The 20539-nt window shown below is 68.0% G+C and carries 23 protein-coding genes; 16 read left to right on the top strand and 7 right to left on the bottom strand.

The window, feature by feature from the left end; all coding sequences use genetic code 11:
• From paaC to paaA, 3 genes are read right to left on the bottom strand one after another with little or no spacing between them, the layout of a single operon-like run.
• A complete protein-coding gene (gene paaC, locus NIBR502771_RS09560) occupies positions 1-861 on the bottom strand; it encodes a 1,2-phenylacetyl-CoA epoxidase subunit PaaC (protein WP_141159553.1) in 861 nt (286 codons plus the stop codon).
• Positions 858-1235: a 1,2-phenylacetyl-CoA epoxidase subunit PaaB gene (gene paaB / locus NIBR502771_RS09555; RefSeq protein WP_141159552.1), complete on the bottom strand. Its 378-nt coding sequence runs from the start codon at positions 1233-1235 to the stop codon at positions 858-860. The genes paaC and paaB overlap by 4 nt, the downstream gene beginning before the upstream one ends.
• On the bottom strand, positions 1232-2224 hold the full coding sequence (paaA, locus tag NIBR502771_RS09550; protein ID WP_141159551.1) for a 1,2-phenylacetyl-CoA epoxidase subunit PaaA: 993 nt from the start codon (positions 2222-2224) through the stop codon (positions 1232-1234). Before paaA ends, paaB begins: the two co-directional genes overlap by 4 nt.
• Before the next feature lie 645 nt (positions 2225-2869).
• On the opposite strand from paaA, the gene NIBR502771_RS09545 reads away from it, so the two are divergent.
• The 8 genes from NIBR502771_RS09545 to NIBR502771_RS09510 all read left to right on the top strand — a co-directional run bounded on the left by NIBR502771_RS09545 (position 2870) and on the right by NIBR502771_RS09510 (position 10042).
• Complete coding sequence (locus tag NIBR502771_RS09545) at positions 2870-3889, top strand: hypothetical protein (RefSeq protein ID WP_141159550.1); 1020 nt, start codon at positions 2870-2872, stop codon at positions 3887-3889.
• A 452-nt stretch (positions 3890-4341) separates the two neighbouring features.
• Positions 4342-5097, top strand: a complete 756-nt coding sequence (locus NIBR502771_RS09540; RefSeq protein ID WP_246839858.1) for a phosphatase PAP2 family protein — start codon at positions 4342-4344, stop codon at positions 5095-5097.
• A gap of 8 nt (positions 5098-5105) precedes the next feature.
• Positions 5106-5876 (top strand): DedA family protein, encoded by a 771-nt coding sequence (locus tag NIBR502771_RS09535; protein ID WP_246839857.1) that lies wholly within the window; start codon positions 5106-5108, stop codon positions 5874-5876.
• 4 nt (positions 5877-5880) lie between these two features.
• Complete coding sequence (locus NIBR502771_RS09530) at positions 5881-6552, top strand: response regulator transcription factor (protein WP_141159549.1); 672 nt, start codon at positions 5881-5883, stop codon at positions 6550-6552.
• Complete coding sequence (locus tag NIBR502771_RS09525) at positions 6549-7544, top strand: HAMP domain-containing sensor histidine kinase (protein WP_141159548.1); 996 nt, start codon at positions 6549-6551, stop codon at positions 7542-7544. The genes NIBR502771_RS09530 and NIBR502771_RS09525 overlap by 4 nt, the downstream gene beginning before the upstream one ends.
• 533 nt (positions 7545-8077) lie before the next feature.
• Complete coding sequence (locus NIBR502771_RS09520) at positions 8078-8512, top strand: VOC family protein (RefSeq protein WP_141159547.1); 435 nt, start codon at positions 8078-8080, stop codon at positions 8510-8512.
• Positions 8513-8517: 5 nt separating this feature from the next.
• Positions 8518-9159, top strand: a complete 642-nt coding sequence (locus NIBR502771_RS09515) for a helix-turn-helix domain-containing protein (protein ID WP_141159546.1) — start codon at positions 8518-8520, stop codon at positions 9157-9159.
• Between the two features lie 64 nt (positions 9160-9223).
• Positions 9224-10042, top strand: a complete 819-nt coding sequence (locus NIBR502771_RS09510; RefSeq protein ID WP_141159545.1) for an alpha/beta fold hydrolase — start codon at positions 9224-9226, stop codon at positions 10040-10042.
• 115 nt (positions 10043-10157) lie between these two features.
• Here the strand turns inward: NIBR502771_RS09510 and NIBR502771_RS09505 are convergent, their stop codons facing one another.
• A complete protein-coding gene (locus NIBR502771_RS09505) occupies positions 10158-10733 on the bottom strand; it encodes a TetR/AcrR family transcriptional regulator (protein ID WP_246839856.1) in 576 nt (191 codons plus the stop codon).
• 66 nt (positions 10734-10799) lie between these two features.
• Here NIBR502771_RS09505 and NIBR502771_RS09500 point away from each other — a divergent pair, with 66 nt between their 5' ends.
• The 3 genes from NIBR502771_RS09500 (at position 10800) to NIBR502771_RS09490 (ending at position 13115) form a co-directional block, all read left to right on the top strand.
• Positions 10800-11285, top strand: a complete 486-nt coding sequence (locus NIBR502771_RS09500) for a DUF4188 domain-containing protein (protein ID WP_141159544.1) — start codon at positions 10800-10802, stop codon at positions 11283-11285.
• Positions 11286-11514: 229 nt separating this feature from the next.
• Positions 11515-12489 (top strand): type IV toxin-antitoxin system AbiEi family antitoxin domain-containing protein, encoded by a 975-nt coding sequence (locus tag NIBR502771_RS09495; protein ID WP_141159543.1) that lies wholly within the window; start codon positions 11515-11517, stop codon positions 12487-12489.
• Between the two features lie 245 nt (positions 12490-12734).
• Complete coding sequence (locus NIBR502771_RS09490; protein WP_141159542.1) at positions 12735-13115, top strand: STAS/SEC14 domain-containing protein; 381 nt, start codon at positions 12735-12737, stop codon at positions 13113-13115.
• A gap of 148 nt (positions 13116-13263) precedes the next feature.
• On the opposite strand, the gene NIBR502771_RS09485 is transcribed toward NIBR502771_RS09490, so the two are convergent.
• Positions 13264-14166, bottom strand: coding sequence for a helix-turn-helix domain-containing protein (locus NIBR502771_RS09485; RefSeq protein ID WP_141159541.1), 903 nt, complete (start codon positions 14164-14166; stop codon positions 13264-13266).
• A gap of 86 nt (positions 14167-14252) precedes the next feature.
• On the opposite strand from NIBR502771_RS09485, the gene NIBR502771_RS09480 reads away from it, so the two are divergent.
• The 4 genes from NIBR502771_RS09480 (at position 14253) to NIBR502771_RS09465 (ending at position 17571) form a co-directional block, all read left to right on the top strand.
• Complete coding sequence (locus NIBR502771_RS09480; RefSeq protein WP_141159540.1) at positions 14253-15134, top strand: aldo/keto reductase; 882 nt, start codon at positions 14253-14255, stop codon at positions 15132-15134.
• A 13-nt stretch (positions 15135-15147) separates the two neighbouring features.
• On the top strand, positions 15148-16176 hold the full coding sequence (locus tag NIBR502771_RS09475) for an aldo/keto reductase (protein ID WP_141159539.1): 1029 nt from the start codon (positions 15148-15150) through the stop codon (positions 16174-16176).
• Positions 16177-16215: 39 nt separating this feature from the next.
• Complete coding sequence (locus NIBR502771_RS09470) at positions 16216-17046, top strand: oxidoreductase (protein WP_141159538.1); 831 nt, start codon at positions 16216-16218, stop codon at positions 17044-17046.
• Positions 17047-17133: 87 nt separating this feature from the next.
• Positions 17134-17571, top strand: coding sequence for a hypothetical protein (locus NIBR502771_RS09465; RefSeq protein WP_141159537.1), 438 nt, complete (start codon positions 17134-17136; stop codon positions 17569-17571).
• A gap of 160 nt (positions 17572-17731) precedes the next feature.
• Here NIBR502771_RS09465 and NIBR502771_RS09460 read toward each other — a convergent pair whose 3' ends face one another.
• Positions 17732-18265: a DinB family protein gene (locus tag NIBR502771_RS09460; RefSeq protein WP_168225732.1), complete on the bottom strand. Its 534-nt coding sequence runs from the start codon at positions 18263-18265 to the stop codon at positions 17732-17734.
• A 112-nt stretch (positions 18266-18377) separates the two neighbouring features.
• Here NIBR502771_RS09460 and arsA point away from each other — a divergent pair, with 112 nt between their 5' ends.
• A complete protein-coding gene (gene arsA, locus NIBR502771_RS09455; protein ID WP_141159535.1) occupies positions 18378-20141 on the top strand; it encodes an arsenical pump-driving ATPase in 1764 nt (587 codons plus the stop codon).
• A gap of 16 nt (positions 20142-20157) precedes the next feature.
• Here the strand turns inward: arsA and NIBR502771_RS09450 are convergent, their stop codons facing one another.
• Complete coding sequence (locus tag NIBR502771_RS09450) at positions 20158-20508, bottom strand: helix-turn-helix transcriptional regulator (RefSeq protein ID WP_141159534.1); 351 nt, start codon at positions 20506-20508, stop codon at positions 20158-20160.
• Between the last annotated feature and the right edge of the window lie 31 nt (positions 20509-20539).

Raw genomic sequence — 20539 nt, 5'->3', positions numbered from 1 at the left:
TCACCAGCTCGCTCCGGGATGCTCGCGGGCCAGGACCTGCATCTCCGCGAGGATGTAGCCCAGGTATTCCGAGTGCTTGCCCTGCCGGCCGCCGCCCGGGGCTGCGGGCACGTCCGGCACCTCCAGCTCGGCCTCGTCCAGGACCTCGGCGGTGAGGCGGTCAAAGTCTTCCCGCAGGCTGGAAGGCGCGACGGCGGCACCCGCCTGGGCGAGCCGTTCGGTCAGTTCGTCGTCGCGGAACAGTTCCGCAACGTACGGCCACATGGTGCGCAGGCCGTGGATCATCCTGGTGCGGGATTCGTCGGTGCCGCCGGCGAGGCGAAGGACCCACTGGGCGCTGTGGTCGCGGTGGTAGTCCACTTCCTTCACGGCCTTGGCGGCGACGGCGGCCAGGGTGGCGTCCGTGGATTCGGTGAGGCGGCGGTAGAGCTCGTACTGGTAGTAGCTCACCACGAACTGGCGGGCGATGGTGGCCGCGAAGTCCCCGTTGGGCTGCTCGAACAGCTGGACACTGCGGAACTCGTTCTCGCGGCGGAAGTAGGCCAGGTCATCCTCCGACTTGGGGGTGCCGTCCTCCTTGGGCATGCCGGCGCCGGCGTAAGTGAGGAAACTGCGGGCGTGGCCCAGCTGGTCCAGTGCGATGTTGCCGAGGGCGATGTCCTCCTCCAGCTCCGGTGCGCGGGAGATCCAGTGGCCCAGGCGCTGGGCGAGGATCAGGGCGTCGTCGCCCAGCCGGAGGGCGTACTCGGCGACATCTTCGCTGGGCTTCGCGAGGCCCGTCTTGACCTCGAGCGCGATGTCCTCCGGACGGAGGGCGTTGCCGGGGGTGATCCTTGTAGCGGATGCGCTGGCTTCGCTCACAGGTGCTTCACCCCCTCGCTCTTGGTGTAGTACGTGGCGTGCCGGTAGTCCTTGCCCTGGGGCGACTCGAAGAAGGAGCCCTTGGAATCGGGATCGCTGGCGGCGATGGCGTCGGCCGGGACAACCCAGATGGAGACGCCCTCGTTGCGGCGGGTGTAGAGGTCGCGTGCGTTCCGGAGGGCCATGGCGGCGTCCGGGGCGTGGAGGGACCCTGCGTGGACGTGGCTCAGGCCACGGCTGGACCGGACGAAGACCTCCCAGAGGCCCCAGGTGGAGCGGTCATGGTGGTCAGGGGCCGGGGAAACTTTGGGGGCTTCGCGGTTGATCTCGGTGGCCGAGCTGGCGGGGGTTTCCGGGTTGCCGTGGGGGCTCATGCTGCGTATTCCTTCGTCTTCTTTGACTGTTTTGCTGCGTAGGCGGCTGCTGCCTCGCGGACCCAGGCGCCGTCGTCGTGCGCTGACCTCCGGCGCTCAAGGCGCTGGGCGTTGCAGGGGCCGCGGCCGGCCAGGACCTCGTGGAACTCTTCCCAGTCCAGCGGCCCGTGCTCCCACTTCTTGGTGTCCTCGTTGAAGCGGATCTGGTCATCGGGGAGGGTGAGGCCCAGGACCTTGACCTGCTCCACCATCATGCCCACGAACCGGCTGCGGAGCTCATCATTACTGAACCGCTTGATGTTCCAGGCCATGGACTGCTTGGAGTTGGGGGAATCGTCATCCGGCGGGCCGAACATCATCAGGGCCGGCGCGTACCAGCGGTTCACGGCGTCCTGCGCCATCTGCTTCTGCTCGGGGGTGCCGTTGGAGAGTTCAAGGAGGATCTCGAAGCCCTGGCGCTGGTGGAAGGACTCTTCCTTGCAGACGCGCACCATGGCGCGGCCGTACGGGCCGTACGAGGCGCGGCACAGCGGGACCTGGTTGCAGATGGCTGCGCCGTCCACCAGCCAGCCGATGGCGCCCATGTCCGCCCAGGTGCGGGCCGGGTAGTTGAAGATGCTGGAGTAGCGGGCCTTGCCGGCGATGAGGTCGTCCATCATCTTGTCCCTGGACTGGCCCAGGGTTTCGGCGGCCGAGTAGAGGTAGAGGCCGTGGCCGGCCTCGTCCTGGACCTTGGCCATGAGGATGGCCTTGCGCTTCAGGCTGGGGGCGCGGGAGATCCAGTTGGCTTCCGGCTGCATGCCGATGATCTCGGAGTGCGCGTGCTGGGAGACCTGGCGCAGGAGGGTCTTGCGGTAGGCCGCCGGCATCCAGTCGCGGGGCTCGATCCGCGAGTCCTCCGCGATGATCCGGTCAAAGTGGGCCTGGCCTGCGGCGTCCTCTTCCGGGGTTAGCTCAGCCGGCACTGACTGCAAGTTCTGCGCTGCCATGGTTGCTCCTATGCAAAGACCTGTCGGGCGTCTCGGAATTATTTACCGACCGTTCGTTCAGGATATGCGGGAGCGCGCGCGGGCGTCAAGCGTGCCGCCCTCTTTTCGTATGCGCCGCCCGGCTGCCCTCCCAACGCCCCATCACGTCCTGCCACCTTTCCCCCAACGCCCCATCACGTCCTGCCACCTTTTCCCCAACGCCCCATCACGTCCTGCCACCTTTTTCCCAACGCCCCATCACGTCCTGCCACCTTTTCCCCAACGCCCCATCACGTCCTGCACATGGCGCGGGCCGTCGTCGTCCTCTGCGGGAGCGGCGCAGCCACGCGGAGCGCCGACGACGCGCCTTGCCATTCTCGACGCGCACTTTCCTTTGCGACCCTCGAAGATGCGGCGCGAGAAGGAATGTGCGCCGCGGAAGGGAATATGCGCGTCGCGGGCGGGGGCCGGGGGCACGTGGGAGGGGCCGTCGTCGTGCATCACCGCCGAATCCCCTCCCCGCGTGGGGGCGCCAGCACTATGTCAACTCTGGTCTGCCTCTGATCCCGGGCATACAATGACCACGCCTTATTTGGCCCTGACAGATATCACAGCGCGGGTGCGCCACCCCATATAGCGACAGACACCGTTGGAAGGTGGATCGTCATGAGACGGTTCCTGGCCCTGCTTATTGCCGTTGCTTTGACGGGCGTCGCCATGCCCGCCCTGGGCGCCAGCGCCGCCCGGGCCGCAGCCGGACCGTGCATCGGGGCACCTCCCGCCGACGGCACGTCCTACGCGGAAACCCGGCAATTCGTGGACGCCCAGTCCTGGTGGATGCCGGACGCCGACCAGGCCAACAACTCCGTCACCAACAACGGCCACGTCCACCTGGGGGCCTGCATTCCCGAGCGCGAGACCATCAGTTCCGGCAACTTCACCGTGAACGTGCGGGTGGTCCTCCACGACAACCCCGGCACGGCCGACTACGTCTCGATGGTGTTCCTCACGTCCAGCGGCGAAACCGCGGTCCAGAAGTGCTACCTGCGGGCCGCGGCGGCCGACTTCGCCTGCCCCGGCCCGTCCAGCGCGGGCGGCGGCGACTTTGTGTGCAGTGGAACCTGCGAGCGCTGGCTGACATTCTCGCGGCCCCTCTCGGCATTCAGCCATTCGGGCCTGCAGGAGGTGCACCTCCGCGCGTTCGTACCGGAGCCGAACGGCAACGAAATGCGGGCAAGCCTCAACTGGCAAACCGACATCCAGAACGGAAAGTCCCGGTCCGACGCCGCCCGGTACCCGTTCCTGCGCGGGAAGGGCTGGTACACCCACTCCGGGTACTGCGAGGCCTCGGTCCGCAGCGTCCCGATTCCCGACGCCCCGGTGTCCGGCGTCTGGACTCCCGCCGTAGGCCTGAGCACCCATCCCAACGGATCACTCCCGGCAACGCACTCCTTCATCTCGATCGACCCCGACTTCCACGCCGATCCGCCCAATCCCGGAACCGTGCTGTGGGATTCAGCCGGCCCCTACGGGCGGGGATCCTTCGGTTCGGCGCCCATCGCGATCGACACCAGGACCCTGGCCAACGGCGTGCACAAGCTGCACCTTCGCACGTCCTGCCGGGACAACAAGCTGGGGTCCACGAATTCCGGGGTGACGGTGGTTCCGTTCACGGTGGCCAACTGATCCCGGCTTTTTCGACGCGCGGCTGCAATTTCGACGCGCAGGTTCCTCTCCGCACCCCGTATATCCGGTTCGCCACGGAACCTGCGCCGCGGAGAGGAATATGCGCGTCGCCAGGACCAGGGCCGGAATTGGTGCCGTGGCCGCCCAGGGTGCGGGCCGTCGTCGTGCGTTCCTGCCGATTTCGACGCGCGGCTGCGGTTCCGACGCGCAGGTGCCGATTTCGACGCGCGGCTGCAGTTTCGACGCGCAGATTCCTCTGTGCACCCCGTATATTCGGTTCGCCACGGAACCTGCGCCGCGGAGGGGAATATGCGCGTCGCCAGCGCCAGGACCAGGCCGCAGTGCACACCGGCGGGGCACGTTTCTTAAGCCTTTCTTAGGAACTGTGCGGGACGATCGAAGCAGAGACCAGGACAGAACCCTGTCCACCGCCGGACCCCCGAAGGATTTTCGTGCACCAGCCCGCCCATGACCGCCATGAGACTGCAACGCCCCGCACCCGCGCTGCTGCCGGCACCCAGTTCCCCGCGCTCCCCCAGCCCCGCCACTGGGTGCTGCTGGGCGTGCTGCTGTGCGCCGCCGTCGTCGCCCTGGGCCTGACGGTGCAGCTGACGCCCGGCGAAACCACGGCCGAGCTGCACGTGGACCAGGACCTCAGCCAGCACCACGTGGCCGCGCTGACCGCCATAGCCATGGTGATCAACGTGCTGTTCGCTCCCGTGGCAGGCGTGTGCATCATCGCGGCGATCGCCCTGGTCCTCTGGCTGGTGCACCGCGACTTCCCGAAGGCGATCGCGTTCGGGCTCACGGCGTGCTCCGGCTGGGTGGCCAGCGAGGTCTTCAAGCTCATCATCGCCCGGCAGCGGCCCAACCCCGGCCTGCTCTACGACCCCCTGGCCCCGGAAACCGGCTCCAACAGCTTCCCCAGCGGCCACGTTTCCTTCGCCGTTGCCCTGGCCTTCGCGGTGTACTTCCTGAGCCGCGGCACCCGCTGGTCCAAGCCCGTGGCCGCAGCCGGCGCCGCCTTGCCCGTGATTGTTGCGTGGTCGCGGGTATATGTAGGGGTGCACTACCCCACCGATGTGATTGCCTCCTTCTTGGCGGCAGGCGCCGCGGTGGTCCTGCTCGCCGGACTCTGGAACCGTTTTGGCCCCCGGCTCCTGGACCGCCTGCCCGCAGCGCTTACCGCCCCTGCCAGCCGACACTAAGGACCCCCGTGCACACCATCCTCGCCGCCCACGCCATTTCCGGCGTCGCCACCGCCAGCGGTTCCCCGTCCCTGCTGGACCCGGCCAGCCTCCTGGAAGGGTTCGGACCGGCAGCGCTGGGCGTCATCGCCGTGATGGTCTTCATCGAATCCGGCGTCCTGTTCCCGTTCCTGCCCGGCGACTCGCTGCTGTTCACCGCCGGGCTCCTGCACCAGCAACTGAACCTCACCCTGCCCGTCCTGATCGGCGTGGTCACGGCCGCCGCGGTGGCCGGCGACCAGGTGGGCTTCCTCCTGGGCCGCAAATTCGGCCGCCGTTGGTTCAAGGACGACGCCAAGGTGCTCAAGACCGCCCACCTCACCGCCACCGAGAACTTCTTCCACCGGCACGGCGGCGCCGCGATCGTCCTGGCCCGCTTCGTACCCATCATCAGGACCTTCGCGCCGCTGACCGCCGGAACCGCCCGCTACGGACACAAGGCATTCACCCTGTGGAACATCGTGGGCGCGCTGGCATGGGCCACGTCCGTGACACTGCTGGGCACCTGGCTGGGACACTACGAGGTCATCGCCAGGAACATCGACGTGATCGCCATCCTCATGGTCCTGGTGTCCGTGGTGCCGTGGGGCATCGAGTACCTCAAGCACCGGCGCAGGAACCGCCGCGCCGCAGCGGAGCAGGCAACGGACGACGACGGCACGGACCCTGCAGCCGACGCCGCGTCATCGCTCGACACGGCAGCCAGCACCTCCGGCCGGGACGGCGGCACGACAGAATAGCCGCATGACACCTGCGGACCGGCTCTCCCTGCTGCTCGCCGAGGACGACCCCGCCCTGGGCCCGCTCATCACCGAACTGCTGGAACCGGACTACCGGGTCCGGCTGGCGGTCACCGGGCAGGAGGCCCTGCACCTGGGGCTCACGCAGCCCTGGGATGTGATGGTCATTGACCGCGGGCTGCCCATCCTGGACGGCCTGGGCGTCATCGCAGCGCTCCGGTCCAAGGGCATCGGCACGCCCATTTTGGTCCTCACGGCGCTGGGCGAAACCGACGAGAAGGTCCGCGGGCTGGACGCCGGAGCCAACGACTACATGGCCAAACCGTTCGACGCCGGTGAGCTGGCCGCGCGCCTGCGCGCCCTGACCCGGACCTTCAGTACCCCCGCGGGACCGGTGGGGATCGGCACCTGGGAGTTCGACCCGGCGTCGCGCTCTGTCCGCTCCCCCTACGGGGACCTGGTGACGCTGACCGCCAAGGAAGCCGAAGTCCTGGCGGCGCTCGCGGCCGAGCCCGGCAGGGTGTTCACCCGCGATGAACTGCTCGCCGCGCACTTCCAGTCCACGGACCAGCCCGGCGTGATCGACACCTACGTCCACCACCTGCGCCGGAAGATTTCCCGGACCGTGATCCGCACCGTCCACGGCGTGGGCTACCAGATCGGCGACCCGTCATGACCGCAGCCCCTTCCCCTGCCGATCCGGACAGGGAAACCCTCCGCCGCGCGTCGCTCAAGGTCGCCCTGCGGATCAGTGCCGGGGTGGCCATCCTGGTGCTGGTGCTGCTCGCCGCCGCCACCGTGTTCCTGATGAACAAGCTGGCGCACCCCTCGGTGCCCTCCTCCCCGGCTTACACGTACCTCGATTCGAGGGACCTGATCGAGGGGATGATCCTGGCCGGGCTGGCGGGAATTGTGCTGGCCGGCGTGGTGGGGTGGGTCAGCGCGCGAAGCGCCATCCGGCCCCTCGGCGAGGCCCTGGCCCGGCAGCGGCGCTTTGTCCAGGACGCCAGCCACGAACTCCGCACGCCCCTGGCCATCCTGGACACCCGCATCCAGCTGGCCCAGCGCAAAGCCGAGCCGGGGTCAGAATCCGCGCAGGCCCTGGCGCGGATCCGGGAGGACACCGCCACGCTGACGGGGATCGTCAACGAACTGCTCCTGGCCGCGACGGCGTCCGCACCTTCCGCCGGCGCGGAGCCTGCCGATGCTGCCTCTGCTGCCCGGTCCGTCAGCGAAAGCCTGCAGGATCTGGCCCGGCAGCAGGGTGTCTCCGTGGAGTTCTCCAGTGGCGGCCAGGCTTTGGTCCGGGTGGACCCCGGTTCGATGCGGCGGGCGGTCCTGGCACTCGCGGACAACGCGCTGGCCCACACTCCTTCCGGCGGCCGGGTGGCCATCAGTTGCTCTGTTGAAGGGTCCCGGGCGGTGATCCTGGTGGCGGATACCGGCTCCGGGATTACCGGCGTGGACCCGGGCCGGATTTTTGACCGGTTTGTCCGTGCCCCGGGACTGGACGGGGACGGGGGCCGCCGAAGCTTCGGCATTGGCCTGGCCCTGGTCCGCGACATCGCGACGGCGGCCGGCGGGACCGTGGAGGTGGCCCGCACCGGGCCCGGGGGAACCACCATGCGGCTGGCGCTCCCCCTGGCGCTCCCCCTGGCACCGGACTGACCGGGGCTGACCGCTGAGGTGCGGGCCGCCGTCGTGCGTGGGCCGCACTGCGTGGGCCGCGTGCCGCCGTCGTACGCTGCCGTTTTCGACGCGCACCTTCCCCTCCGCGGCCCACCCTCCTTAGCGACGCGCACCTTCCCCTCCGCAGCCCACATTCGAGTCGCGCGGAAGAATATGCGCGTCGGCGGGGAGTATCCGCGCCGCCATCATTGTCCGGCCGACATTTCCGACCCGCACCTTGCCCTCCGCGGCCCGCCCTCCTTATCGACGCGCACCACTGTTTTCGACGCGCACCTTCCCCTCAGCGGCCCACCCTCCCTAGCGACGCACCCCCGTTTTCGACGCGCACCTTCCCCTCCGCGGCCCACATTCGAGTCGCGCCATGGAATATGCGCGTCGGCGGGGAGTAAGCGAGTCGGGGGGGGTATCCGCATCGGTGCGAAGCGCGGGCGGATAACTCGGGTATTGACGGTCCACTTGTTTTTTGCAAGTATCAGCCTTATCCGCACCAACCCCTTGGAAAAGAGACCATGATGACCGCAATGTTCGTCAACCTGCCGGTGACCGACCTGGAGCGCGCCAAGGCGTTCTACACGGCGGTAGGGTTCACCATCAACCCCCTCTTCACGGACCACAACGCCGCCTGCGTGGTGGTGGAGGAAGAGCACAGTTACTTCATGCTCCTGGTCCGCGAGTACTTCCAGACCTTCAGCGAGCGTCCCATCGGCGACCCATCCGCCACGGTATCGGCCACCACCGCGATCTTCCTGGACAGCCGGGATGCAGTGGACTCCACCGTGGCCAGCGGACTCGCGGCCGGGGGCTCCGAAGCGCAGCCCGCATCCGATTACGGCTTCATGTACCAGCGCCAGCTCACGGACCCGGACGGCAACATCCTGGAATTCGGCTACATGGACCCGGCGGCCGCGCAACAGGGACCCGAAGCCTTCATCAACCAGCAGGCCTGAGGTCCATGGCCGCACGCGATTACGGGCAGTACTCCGGGATTACGCAGGCCATGGAGATCGTTGGCGAGCGGTGGGCCCTCCTGATTGTCCGCGACCTGCTGGTGGGGCCGCGCCGCTACGGGGAGCTCGCCGCCGGGCTCCCCCGCATCCCCACCAACATCCTGGCGGCGCGGCTCAAGGAGCTCCAGGCTGCCGGCGTCATCCGGCGGGCTCCCCGCTCCCGGGTGATCGTCTACGAACTGACGCCGTACGGCCGCGAGCTTGAACCCGTGATCCTCGCCCTGGGCGCCTGGGGTTTCAAGGCCATGGGCGATCCCCGCGAGGAGCAAATCATCACCCCCGATTCAATGACCATGGACCTGCGCACCACGTTCCGGCCGGACGTGGCCGCCACCCTGCCGGCCACCGCCTACGCGGCGCACTTCGGTTCCACCGAACTCCTGATCCGGGTGGATGGACCCAGCCTGGACGTCCGGCGTGGCGACGGCGCGGCCGACCTGGCGTTCGCCAGCGGACCGGGCATCCGGCGGCTTATCGCCGGCGAACTCGCCCCCGACCGCGCCATCGAGAGCGGCGTGGTCCAGGTGCTGCGCGGACAAGGGAACCTCCTGCGCCGCTTCGCGGACACGTTCCATCTGGCGGCCTGACCCGCTAGCCTGACCCGACACCCTTGACGCACCTACATGAACCGCCTCTGAATGGAGCACCGCGATGACCAAGACCCAGGAAACCGGCACCGTCGTCAGCGTTCTGTCGCCCGACGGCACCTCCCTCAGCGTGGAGCGGATGGGGATTGGACCCAGCCTGGTCCTGGTGGACGGAGCCTTCTGCGGCCGCAACTTCGGGCCCTCCCGCGCCCTGGCGAACGAACTGAAGGATGCCTTCACGGTGTACTTCTACGACCGGCGCGGGCGCGGGGACAGCGGCGAGACCCTGCCGTACGCTCCCGAGCGGGAAATCGAGGACCTCCAGGCCGTGCTGAACGAGGCCGGCGGGAATCCTTATGTCTACGGGATCTCTTCGGGCGCCGCGCTGGCCCTCGAGGCTGCCGCGGCGGGAGTTCCAATGCGCGGCCTGGCCACGTATGAGGCGCCCTACACCGGTGTCCAGGGCGCCGACGGGACACCGGGGAGCCACCGCGAGCACCTCGAGGCGCTGCTTCGGGACGGCAAGCGCGGCAACGCCGTGTCCTACTTCCTGGTCAAGATGGTGGGGGCGCCGGCGTTCCTCCCTTACATGCTGCGCCTCATGCCGGGGGTGTGGAAGAAGCAGACGGCGGCGGCGAACACCCTGCCCTACGAAACCCGGGTGACCAACAACTTCGTGGCCCCCGTCGATCGGCTCCGCACCATCACCGTGCCCACCCTGGTCATGGTGGGCGGCAAGGCCGCGGACCCCATGGCGCAGGGGCAACAGACCATCGCGGCCGCCGTTCCCGGCAGCGAGCACCGCGTCCTCGACGGCCAGACCCACCAGGTTTCCGCCGCCGCCATCGCCACCCAGCTCAGGGATTTCTTCCGCGGAGACTAGGCTGCCCCCGCTGGCTTGGAGTTGCCGACGGCGGGGCGCGGCTCTTACTGGCGCGCCCCGCCGTCGTGCTTTCCCTGGTTGGATCTGGAACTGCGGGCGCTGGCGACCGGAACCGTCAGGCCGCCCATCCACGCCCAACGGCTTCCAGGGCCTGCACGTACACCCCGGCCCAATCGGCTCCGGGCGGCCCAACCTGCGCCAACTCAAGGCTCACGAGGCCGTGGACCTGTCCCCAGATGGCTGCCGCGACCAGGTCCACGGGCGCCTCCCGCAGGGTCCCCGCGGACTGCGCAGAAGCGACCGCGTCCTTCAGGGGCTGCATGGCATCCATGGCCGCATCGGGGTCTGGCTGGCAATCGACGTACGCGGCCAAAGCGCCGCCGAACATCAGGCGGTAGAGGGCCGGGTGCTGGAGTGCCCAGGCCCGGTAGGCGTTCCCGAGCCCCTGGAGGCCGCCGCCGGCTGCTGCCCGCTGCGAATCGCCGAAGGACCGAAACCCGTCCTCCACCACTGCTGTCAGGAGCTGGGCTTTTCCGCCGAACAGTGAGTACACAGCCGTGGTGGACGTCCTTGCCGCGGCGGCCACGTCCCGCAGCGTCAGCCGCGCGGGACCACTGCGGTCCACCAACCCGGCGGTGACGTCCAACAGGTCCCGCCTCAGGGAATCGTTATGCACAACAGGTCTTGCCATGGACCCCATTGTTTCATAACCTTGTTTTGTAACGGTGTTATGAAACGATCGAGCGAGGGAGTTCCCATGGCGCAGAAGGTATTTCCGGGCCGGTACACCGCCGACCCCGCACGGGAATCCGTAACGGTCTTCCTGATCGGCATGCGGGCCAACCGGTGGTGGAAGATCGGAACCGTAGGCAGGGTCGGTGCCGCCATGGGGCGCATGCTCCAGCACCTGGCCGCTGTCCCCGAAGCGGGAATGCTCGGCTACCACCAGTGGGCGGGGCGCACCACCATGTTGGTCAGCTACTGGGAGAGTCCGGAGCACCTGCGGAAGTTTGCGGCGGACCGGGACGCCCCTCATCTTGAGCCTTGGCGCCGCTTCATGAAGGAACTTGCCGGGAGCGGAGACGTCGGCGTCTGGCACGAGACGTACCAGGTGCCGGCCACCGGCATCGAGGTCGTTTACAGCGGAATGCCGGTCTTTGGGCTCGCCAAAGCAACGACACATGTCCCAATCGGCGCAGGAACCAACACCGCCAAGCAGCGGATGGGCCGCGCCGGCGCCTAGGGGAGAAAGCAGCCGCTCCGGCTCGGGTTTTCGACGCGCGGATTCATCCTCGACGCGGGCGCTCCCTCCCGCGGCCCACATGTGGGGCGCGAAAAGGAGCGTGCGCGTCAGCGGGGCAAATGCGCGTCCCTGATGGGGGACGGTACGACTGGCCAACAGGGTAAGCCGCTTATCCACATAGCCCCGGGATGCCGTTCCGGTGATGCGTTCTGCACGCCACCGTTGATACATGACCGAACTCCCGCCGTTCCTGCTTTCGCGGGACCGCATTCTGCACGGGCTCAGCGCCAACGATCTGGCCAAGCGCGTGCGGTCCGGCACCCTCGTGCGGGTCCGGCACGGCGTGTATGTCGACGGACCAGCGTGGCGGGACCTGAAGCCTTGGCAGCAGTACCGCGTCAGGGTCCAGGCCGCCGCGGAAACGTTTGAGAAAACCACAATTTTCGCCAGGCACTCCTCAGCCAGCGTGTGGGACATCCCGTTCATCGGGCAGAACCACCCGGTTCAGGCCCTCACGTTGAAGAACGACGGCGGGAGGTCACGTGCCGGAGTCAGCCGCCACTTCGCTGCCCGGTCGGGCCTGAGGGCGTGCTGCGTGGAGGGGCTGCTGGTCACCGACCGCGTCCGGACTGTCCTGGACCTGGCCGCATTCAGCCCCTTTGCCGAAGCCATGGCACCGCTGGACCACGTGCTCCGGCCGGACCTGGCCCGTCAATTGCCTGCCCTGACCAAGGCTGAACTGGAGGCGGGCATCGGGAACATCTACTCCGCTGCGGCGGCGCGACGGATCCGGGCCGCCATCGCTTTTGCCGATCCCGCGTCGGCTTCGGCGGGCGAATCCTGGAGCCGCGCACTGATCCACGTGGCCGGCTTCGAACCACCACTCCTCCAGCAGAGCTTCACGGACGCCGCCGGGCTGGTGGGGTACTCGGATTTCTACTGGAAGGAGTCGCGGATCATTGGCGAGTTCGACGGTGAGGAGAAGTACGTCAAACCCGAGTTCCTCAAGGGCAGGACCACATCCGAGGCAGTCCTGGCTGAGAAGAAACGCGAAAACCGACTTCGTTCTTTGGGATTCCGCGTGGAGCGGTGGGACTGGGCGGAGCTCGCTGCGGCTGGAACGCTGGAACGGAAGCTCGCGGCGGCGGGGGTGGGCCGGCGTCGTACGCGTTCCGCTGTTCTCGACCCGCAAAATCCCTTGTGACGCACCATCTGCCGCGCGCGGCGCTTATGTGGGTAGCTTTCAGGAATTTGCGCGTCGGGACTGAACCCCAGCAGCGGTGTCCGGCAACCCGTTCGGTGAAGCCACCCTCTGGCCCGCCATGCGTCGGCCCCGCAGGCGGTGATCCGACCGAGCCGACTTCACCCCTCAGTGCGTGCAGGCCGCCGTCATAGGCCCAGACGTCTCACCGGTGGCGCTCCTACTGAAAAGCCATCACAGTAGAAGGCATGAATGCCGCAGAGGATGAGGACGTCACCGGAACCATCGAGCTCTCCGGCGGCTTGCTCCACCTGAAGTGGTCGCCCGGGGACGTGGTCACGGAGCGGGATGCCAGGGCGCTGATGCACCGGGCCCGGGCCCTCAGCGGGGGCCGCGCCCTTCCGATGCTGGTCGAAATGACAGGCTTGGAATGGATTGACCAGGGCGCCCTGAAGGCCTTCGCCGGCACCTGGCCGGTGAAGTGCGCGGCGGTGGTAGGCACATCCCCCGTAGACCAAACACTGGCCGACTTCTATACGGGACGGCACAAGCCGGTTCACCCAACCCGATACTTCACGTCGATGGACGAGGCACTCGCGTGGCTGAACGAGGATGCGCCGCTGGTGTGAGCGGAGGCCTCGGGGAATTTCTGCTTCCGCGGTTCCATTACGACGCGCAAAACCACCTCCGACGCGCAAATTCCCTAACGCGGCCGGAATTTGCGCAGCGGCAGGGAATACGCGCGTCGAAAACGAATGGGCGCAGCGCGGAAGCGGTTCAGGTCTCCTGCGCCGCCACGTCAGACGCCGGCACCTCAGGCGCTGCCCCCAAAGCACGCTGCGTGGCCGCCCAACTGGCGAGGACCTTCAGTGCGTCCTCTGACGGCGAGCCCGGCTCGGCCGTATAGATGTTGACGCGCAGCCCGGGATCCGCAGGGAGCTCCATCGCCTCATAGGTCAGGTCCAGGTCCCCCACGATGGAATGATGGAGCCGCTTCCGGCCGGTGCGGTGGTACTTCACGTCATGCCGGGCCCAGCGGACGCGGAACTCCTCGCTCCGGGTGGAGAGTTCGCCGATCAGGTCCGAGAGGTCCTTGTCGTACGGGTTCTTGCCCGCAGTGGACCGCAGCACGGCCACGATGTCGTCCGCGGCGCGCTCCCAGTCGGCGAAGAACTCCCTCGCCTTCGGGCTCAGGAAGGTGAACCTCGCGCTGTTGGGCGGGGTGCCGCCGTCGAGCATCATCTCCAGGTACAGGGCCCGGCCCAGCTCGTTGGAAGCCAGCACGTCGCCGCGGTCGTTTCGGACCCAGGCCGGCGCCGAGGTAATCGCATCGATCACCCGCTGCACGCTGGGCCGCACCGTCTGCGGGCTGCGCTTGCGCCGCACCCTCGGGGCAGCCGTGGACGCGCGCGCCAGGTCGAAAAGGTGGGCCGTCTCGGCGTCGTCCAACTGCAGGGCCCGTGCCAAAGCCTCCAGCACACTGTCCGAAGCTCCGGACAGGTTTCCCCGCTCCAGCCGGATGTAGTAATCAATGCTCATCCCGGCGAGCATGGCCACCTCCTCCCGGCGCAGGCCCTTCACGCGCCGGTTGCCGCCGTACGCGGGCAGCCCGGCTTCATCGGGTGTGAGCCTGGCCCGACGGGAGGCCAGGAACTTCCGCACGTCCTCGCTGTTCGTCATGGCACCCACGCTACGCCGGACGGATCCACCGAGGGAGGGACTGGCAAGCCCTCCCACAATCCCGCGTACCGAAATAGCGTGGAGGCATGGAACTCACGCTCAACAACGGAATCACACTGCCCGCACTCGGCCTGGGCGTCTTCCAAAGTCCCCCGGAAGAGACGACGGCGGCCGTCCAGACCGCGCTCGAGGTAGGCTACCGGCACATCGACACCGCCGCCGCCTACGGCAACGAGCGCGAGGTGGGCGAAGGCATCCGCCGCTCCGGGCTGCCGCGCGAAGAGGTCTTCATCGAGACAAAAGTCTGGGTCAGCGACTACGGCTACGACGAGGCGCTGCACGCCTGGGACAAGGCGGTGGGCAAGCTGGGCGTGGAGCAGCTGGACCTGCTCATCCTGCACCAGCCCGCCCCGGACCGGTTCGACAAGACCATCGCCGCGTACAAGGCCCTGGAAACCCTGCTCAAGGACGGGCGCGTGCGGGCCATCGGCGTCAGCAACTTCATGCCGCACCACTTCACCCAGCTGCTGGCGGAAACGGACGTTGTCCCCGCCGTCAACCAGATCGAACTGCACCCGTACTTCGCCCAGCGGAACGTCCAGGCGGCCGACGCCGAACACGGCATCCTCACCCAGGCGTGGTCACCCATCGGCGGGATCACGTTCTACCCCGGCTGGGGCGAGAACCGGAAGAACGTCATGCGGGACCCGGCGATTGCCGCCGTCGCGGACGCCCACGGCAAGACCCCCGCGCAGGTAATGCTCCGGTGGCACCTGCAGCAGGGCCGCTCCGCCATTCCCAAGTCCACCAACCCGGTGCGGATCGCGGAGAACTTCGACGTATTCGGCTTCGAGCTTTCCGCAGCTGAACTCGCCGCCATCGACGCCCTGGATACCGGTATCCGCAGCGGCCCGGACCCAGATGTGGCCCGGCCGGAGCGGTTCGCCATGGTCATCCCCGAAGCCTAAAGGAGAAAAAGCTATGGAATACCGCCCCCTTGGCCGCACCGGCGTGCAGGTCAGCCCCCTCTGCCTCGGCGCCATGATGTTCGGCCCGTGGGGCAATGACGACCGCGCCGACGCCACCCGCATCATCCACCGCGCCCTGGACGCCGGCATCAACTTCATCGACACCGCGGACGTCTACTCCGGCGGCGCCTCCGAGGAAATCGTTGGTGCGGCACTTGCCGGAAGACGCGACGACGTCTTCCTGGCCACCAAGTTCTTCATGCCCATGAACGAAAAGGACCCCAACCAGCGCGGCGGGTCACGCCGGTGGATCATGCGGGAGGTGGAGGACTCGCTGCGCCGGCTGAACACCGACCACATTGACCTCTACCAGGTGCACCGGCCCAGCCCGGACACCGACGTGGAGGAAACCCTCGGCGCCCTCACCGACCTGGTCCGCCAGGGCAAGGTGCGCTACATCGGCTCCTCGTCCTACTCCGGCTCCCAGATCGTCGAAGCCCAATGGGCGTCCCGCGAGCGCAATTTGGAGCGGTTCGTCACCGAGCAGCCGCCCTACTCCATCCTGACCCGCGGCATCGAGGAGGACGTGCTCCCCACGGTGCAGCGCCACGGGATGGGCACCCTCACTTACAGTCCGCTGGCGGGCGGCTGGCTCTCCGGACGGTGGCGGAAGGACTCCGCATCCAGGCCCACCTCGAGCGCCCGGCCCAGCGCCCGGTTCGACATGAGCCAGCCCGCCAACCAGCGCAAGCTGGACATCGTGGAGGAGCTTGCGCAGGTGGCCGAATGGGCCGGGGTGACGCTCATCGAGCTGGCCATCGCGTTCGTGATCAACCACCCCGGCGTCACCTCCGCCATCGTAGGCCCGCGCACCATGGAGCAGCTGGAGTCCTACCTCCCGGCCGCGGACACCGTCCTGGCCCCGGAGGTGCTGGACCGCATCGACCAGCTGGTGGCGCCCGGCGTCACGGTCAACCCCGACGACAACAGCTACGGCGCGCACGAACTGAGCGCACACGCACGACGGCGGCAGCGGGCTTAGGTGCCTGCCCCGGCTTACACCCCTACGAAAGGAAAACCCATGGCAACGTGGCTCATCACAGGCTGCTCCACCGGACTTGGCCGGGCACTCGCTGAAGCCGTGCTCGCGTCCGGGCACAACGCTGCGGTCACCGCCCGGAACGTTGACGCGGTGCAGGACATCACCGCCGGCTTCCCGGACAGCGCACTTCCCCTGGCCCTGGACGTCACGGACAAGGCGCAGATCGCCGCCGCGGTCAAGGCAGCCGAGGAAAAGTTCGGCAGCATCGACGTGCTGGTGAACAACGCCGGCTACGGCTACCGCGCCGCCGTGGAGGAAGCGGACGACGCCGACATCCGCCGCCTGTTCGACACCAACTTCTTCGGCGCCGTGGACATGATCAAGGCCGTGGTGCCGGGCATGCGCGCCAACAAGTCCGGGACCATCCTGAACATCTCCTCCATCGGCGCCCGCATCACCCCTCCCGGTTCCGGCTACTACTCGGCCACCAAGGCGGCGCTGGAGGGCATGTCCGGATCGCTGCGCAACGAACTGAAGCCACTGGGCATCAACGTCACGGCCATCGAGCCCGGGGGCTTCCGGACCGACTTCGCGGGCCGCTCTCTCACCCAGTCCGCGACGGCGATCGGGGACTACGCGGACACGGCGGGCAAGCGCCGCAAGGAAGTCGACACGGCCCACGGCAGCCAGCCCGGGGACCCGGACAAGGCAGCCAAGGCGATCCTCGCCGTCGTCGATTCCCCCAACCCGCCGGGCCTGCTGGTCCTGGGCACGGACGCCTTCGGCGCGTTCGGCATGGTGGCCGATGCCCAGCGCGCCGAGCTGGACCAGTGGCAGGAGCTGAGCACCAGCACCGACATCACGGACTAGCCCAATTCGAGTACCGGGTACTCATGACACGGCGCTTGCCCGGTGCGAAAGTGGATGCCTAACAATCACTTCGCAAGAGGAACCAGCATGGCAGCCAAACGACGTCGGTCACGCAGCGGAGGCGGCGGCGCCATCGGGTGCGCGCCCTTCTTCGTCCTCATCATCGTGGCGCTCATCATCCAGTACTGGTGGGTGCTGCTGATTGCGGCGGGGGTGGTTGCGCTGACGGTGGCACTTGTCCGCTCCGCCAACGCCCCGGCACGTCCGGTCCGCATGCCGCAGCCCCCGCCGCAACCCATGGTGCCCCCGCCCCCGCCCCGGGTGCCCAGCGGCGAGGAACTCACCGCCCAAATGCGGGCCCACAAGCGGATCAGCCGCGTGCGGGACATGCAGGAGTGGGACTACGAGTGGCTCCGGCTGGCCCATCCGGGGAAGAGCGTCCGCGAGGTCAACGAGATCGCAAACGCCCATTTTGCCCGCGGGCGTTCCATCGGCCTCGACGGCGGGGACCCGTCAGTTCCCTAGCCCGGCCGCGGCCCCGGGCCGTCCACGGGGCCACCGTCGAGCATTCCCGCCCGGTTACTCCTGCCGCACTCGGTGATTACGCCGTGCTCAGCTGCGTGTCCCCGCTCCCACGCGGGATGCGGCCGGAGTAACTGGGCCGGAGTGCACCGAACCCTTCCGCTCAGGCCGGAAGCGTGGTCAGGCTCAACTGGGCCCGGTGGTGGCGGTAGTGCTTGGGCGCCCACTCCAGGATGTCCCGGCGGCTCATCCAGGGCAGGAAGTACGGATCCCACCGCACGGGCATGGTCATGCCGCGGTCCAGTGCGCCGGTGCCGGCATGGTCGTACCAGTTCACAATGATCCGCGTGGTCCGGTCCATCATCCCCAACATGCCGGCCGGCTTCAGGACCTGGCCTCCGGCGGCGGATCCGGCCCAGTTCACCCAGTCATAGGGGCGGGCGCAGGAGTCCAGGAGGCGGCTCCAGTTCCGGGATGCCGGAGGCGGCAGGCGCGAGAACAGTCCCAGGAGCGGAATCCCCACGAGCGCAATGTTCTGGCCCAGGACCATGTGGAAGAGCAACTGCCGGTTGGTCCACCGCGTTCCGTTGGAGGGCAGGTCCAGCTCATCCGCCGGGGCGCCCACAACGATGCGCCGGAAGTCGGCCGCGATCCACAGCAGGTCTGCCTTGACCGGATCGCTGTCAGGTACCGCCATCGGACCCTGCCTTCCTTGGGTGTCAGCCGGTATTCTTTCAGGCATTGATGGATATCAATAGCATCGCAGGGCCGGCATGCCGCGACCCGTCGGGAACCGAAGGAGAAACAGCTTGAAGTTCCTCCAGGACGCGCCCCGGTTCCTGTTCTTCACGGGCAAGGGCGGCGTGGGCAAGACGTCCGTGGCCTGCGCTGCCGCGCTCACCCTTGCCAGGACAGGGAAGCAAGTCCTGCTGGTCAGCACCGACCCCGCGTCAAATATTGGCCAGGTGTTCGGCCAGGTGGTGGGCAACGCTGTCACCCCGATCCGCGGCGTGCCAGGTCTCCGGGCGTTGGAGATTGACCCGGAGCAAGCTGCCGAGGCCTACCGGGAGCGGATCATTGGCCCGGCCCGCGGGGTCCTTCCGGACGCGGAACTGGCGGGGATCGCGGAGAGCCTCTCCGGTTCGTGCACCACCGAGATCGCCTCCTTCGACGAGTTCACAAGCCTGCTTGCGAACGACGGCAGCTACGGCGAGTACCACCACATCGTTTTCGATACCGCGCCGACGGGCCACACCATCCGGCTGCTGCAGCTTCCGGGGTCGTGGACCGACTTCCTGGCTGCCGGGACGGGTGATCCCTCCTGCCTGGGCCCCCTCTCGGGCCTCGAGAAACACAAACAGGTCTACGCCGCAGCAGTCCGGGCCCTCACGGACCCGGCCCTGACGCGGCTGGTGCTGGTAAGCCGCGCGCAGGCGTCGTCGCTGGGCGAGATAGAACGGACCTACCTGGAGCTCAACCAGATAGGCATCGGCAATGGCTACGTGGTGATCAACGGCGTGCTGCCGGACGCCGCTGGGGATGAAGAGCTGGCCAAGGCGCTGCGCGCCCGGGAAGCCGCTGCCCTCCGCGCGGTCCCCGGCACAGTGGCCCGCCTTCCCCGCGACATCCTGGAGCTGAAGCCGGGGAACATGGTGGGGATTCCCGCGCTTGAATCCTTGTTCACCACAGCTTCGATCACCGAACTGCCGGCAACCGCAGCGCCCGCTCCTGGCGCAGGCGATGCCCCGCTTGCCGTGCTGGTGGACGAAGTGGAGCGCGACGGCGGCGGCCTGGTCATGTGCATGGGCAAGGGCGGAGTGGGCAAGACCACGGTTGCCGCGGCCATCGCCGCAGCCCTGGCCAGGCGCGGGCATGCCGTCCACCTCACCACCACCGATCCGGCTGCACACCTGGCCGAAACGCTCCACGGTTCCATCCCGGGCCTGACCGTCTCGCGCATCGATCCCGAAACCGCAATCCGCGAGTACCGGGCCCACGTCATGGAGACCAAAGGCCGGAACCTGGACGATGAAGGACGCGCCGCCCTGGCAGAGGACCTGATGTCCCCGTGCACGGACGAGGTTGCGGTGTTCCGGCAGTTCTCCAAGGTGGTCCAGGAGTCCCGCAGGCACTTCGTGGTGATCGACACCGCCCCTACCGGCCACACGCTGCTGCTCCTGGACGCCACGGGCTCGTACCACCGGGAGATCGCCCGCCAGGTGGGAGCCACCATGGGGTTTGTGACACCCCTTATGCGGCTGCAGGACCCGGCGCAGACCAAGGTGGTCCTGGTGACGCTGGCCGAAACCACCCCGGTGCTCGAGGCCAAGGAGCTGCAGGACGACCTGGAACGGGCCGGGATCCATCCGTGGGCCTGGGTCATCAACAGCTCGATCGCCGCTGCACACCCAATGTCACCGTTCCTGCAGGCGCGCGCGGCCGGCGAGCTTGAAGAGATTTCAAAGGTGTACGCGCTGGCCGACAGGGTGGCCCTCATTCCCCTGCTGCCAGAGGAGCCCGTTGGCGAAGAAAAACTGGCAGCCCTCACCGCCTACAGCTCCCAACCCGCATAACGGGCACCGGGCGGTTCTACAGGGTGGCCAGGAGGCCGGCCGCCTGCTCGATCGCACCGGGAACCAGCGAGTAGTACGCCCAGGTGCCGCGCTTTTCGCGGTGCAGCAACCCGGCGTCCACCAGGATCTTCAGATGGTGGGACACTGTGGGCTGGCTCAGGTCCAGCGGTTCGGTCAGGTCGCAGACACACGCTTCGCCGTCTCCGGCGCCCTTGACAATCGAGAGCAGCCTGAGCCTGTTCGGATCGGCCAGCGCCTTGAACACAAGGGCCGTGCGCTGGGCCTCCTCCACCTCGAGGGCTGCCCGGCCTGATGGCGCGCAGCATTCCTCGGCGATGGCGGGCTCAGCCAGTTGCAGGGAAGTCATGCGTCCATTATGCACAAGATTGACAATCATC

This window comes from Pseudarthrobacter sp. NIBRBAC000502771 (assembly GCF_006517215.1).
In the GTDB taxonomy this organism is placed as follows: Bacteria; Actinomycetota; Actinomycetes; order Actinomycetales; family Micrococcaceae; genus Arthrobacter; species Arthrobacter niigatensis.
The sequence above is the reverse complement of the archived record's forward strand: the minus strand, read 5'-3'. Positions and strand labels throughout refer to the sequence as shown.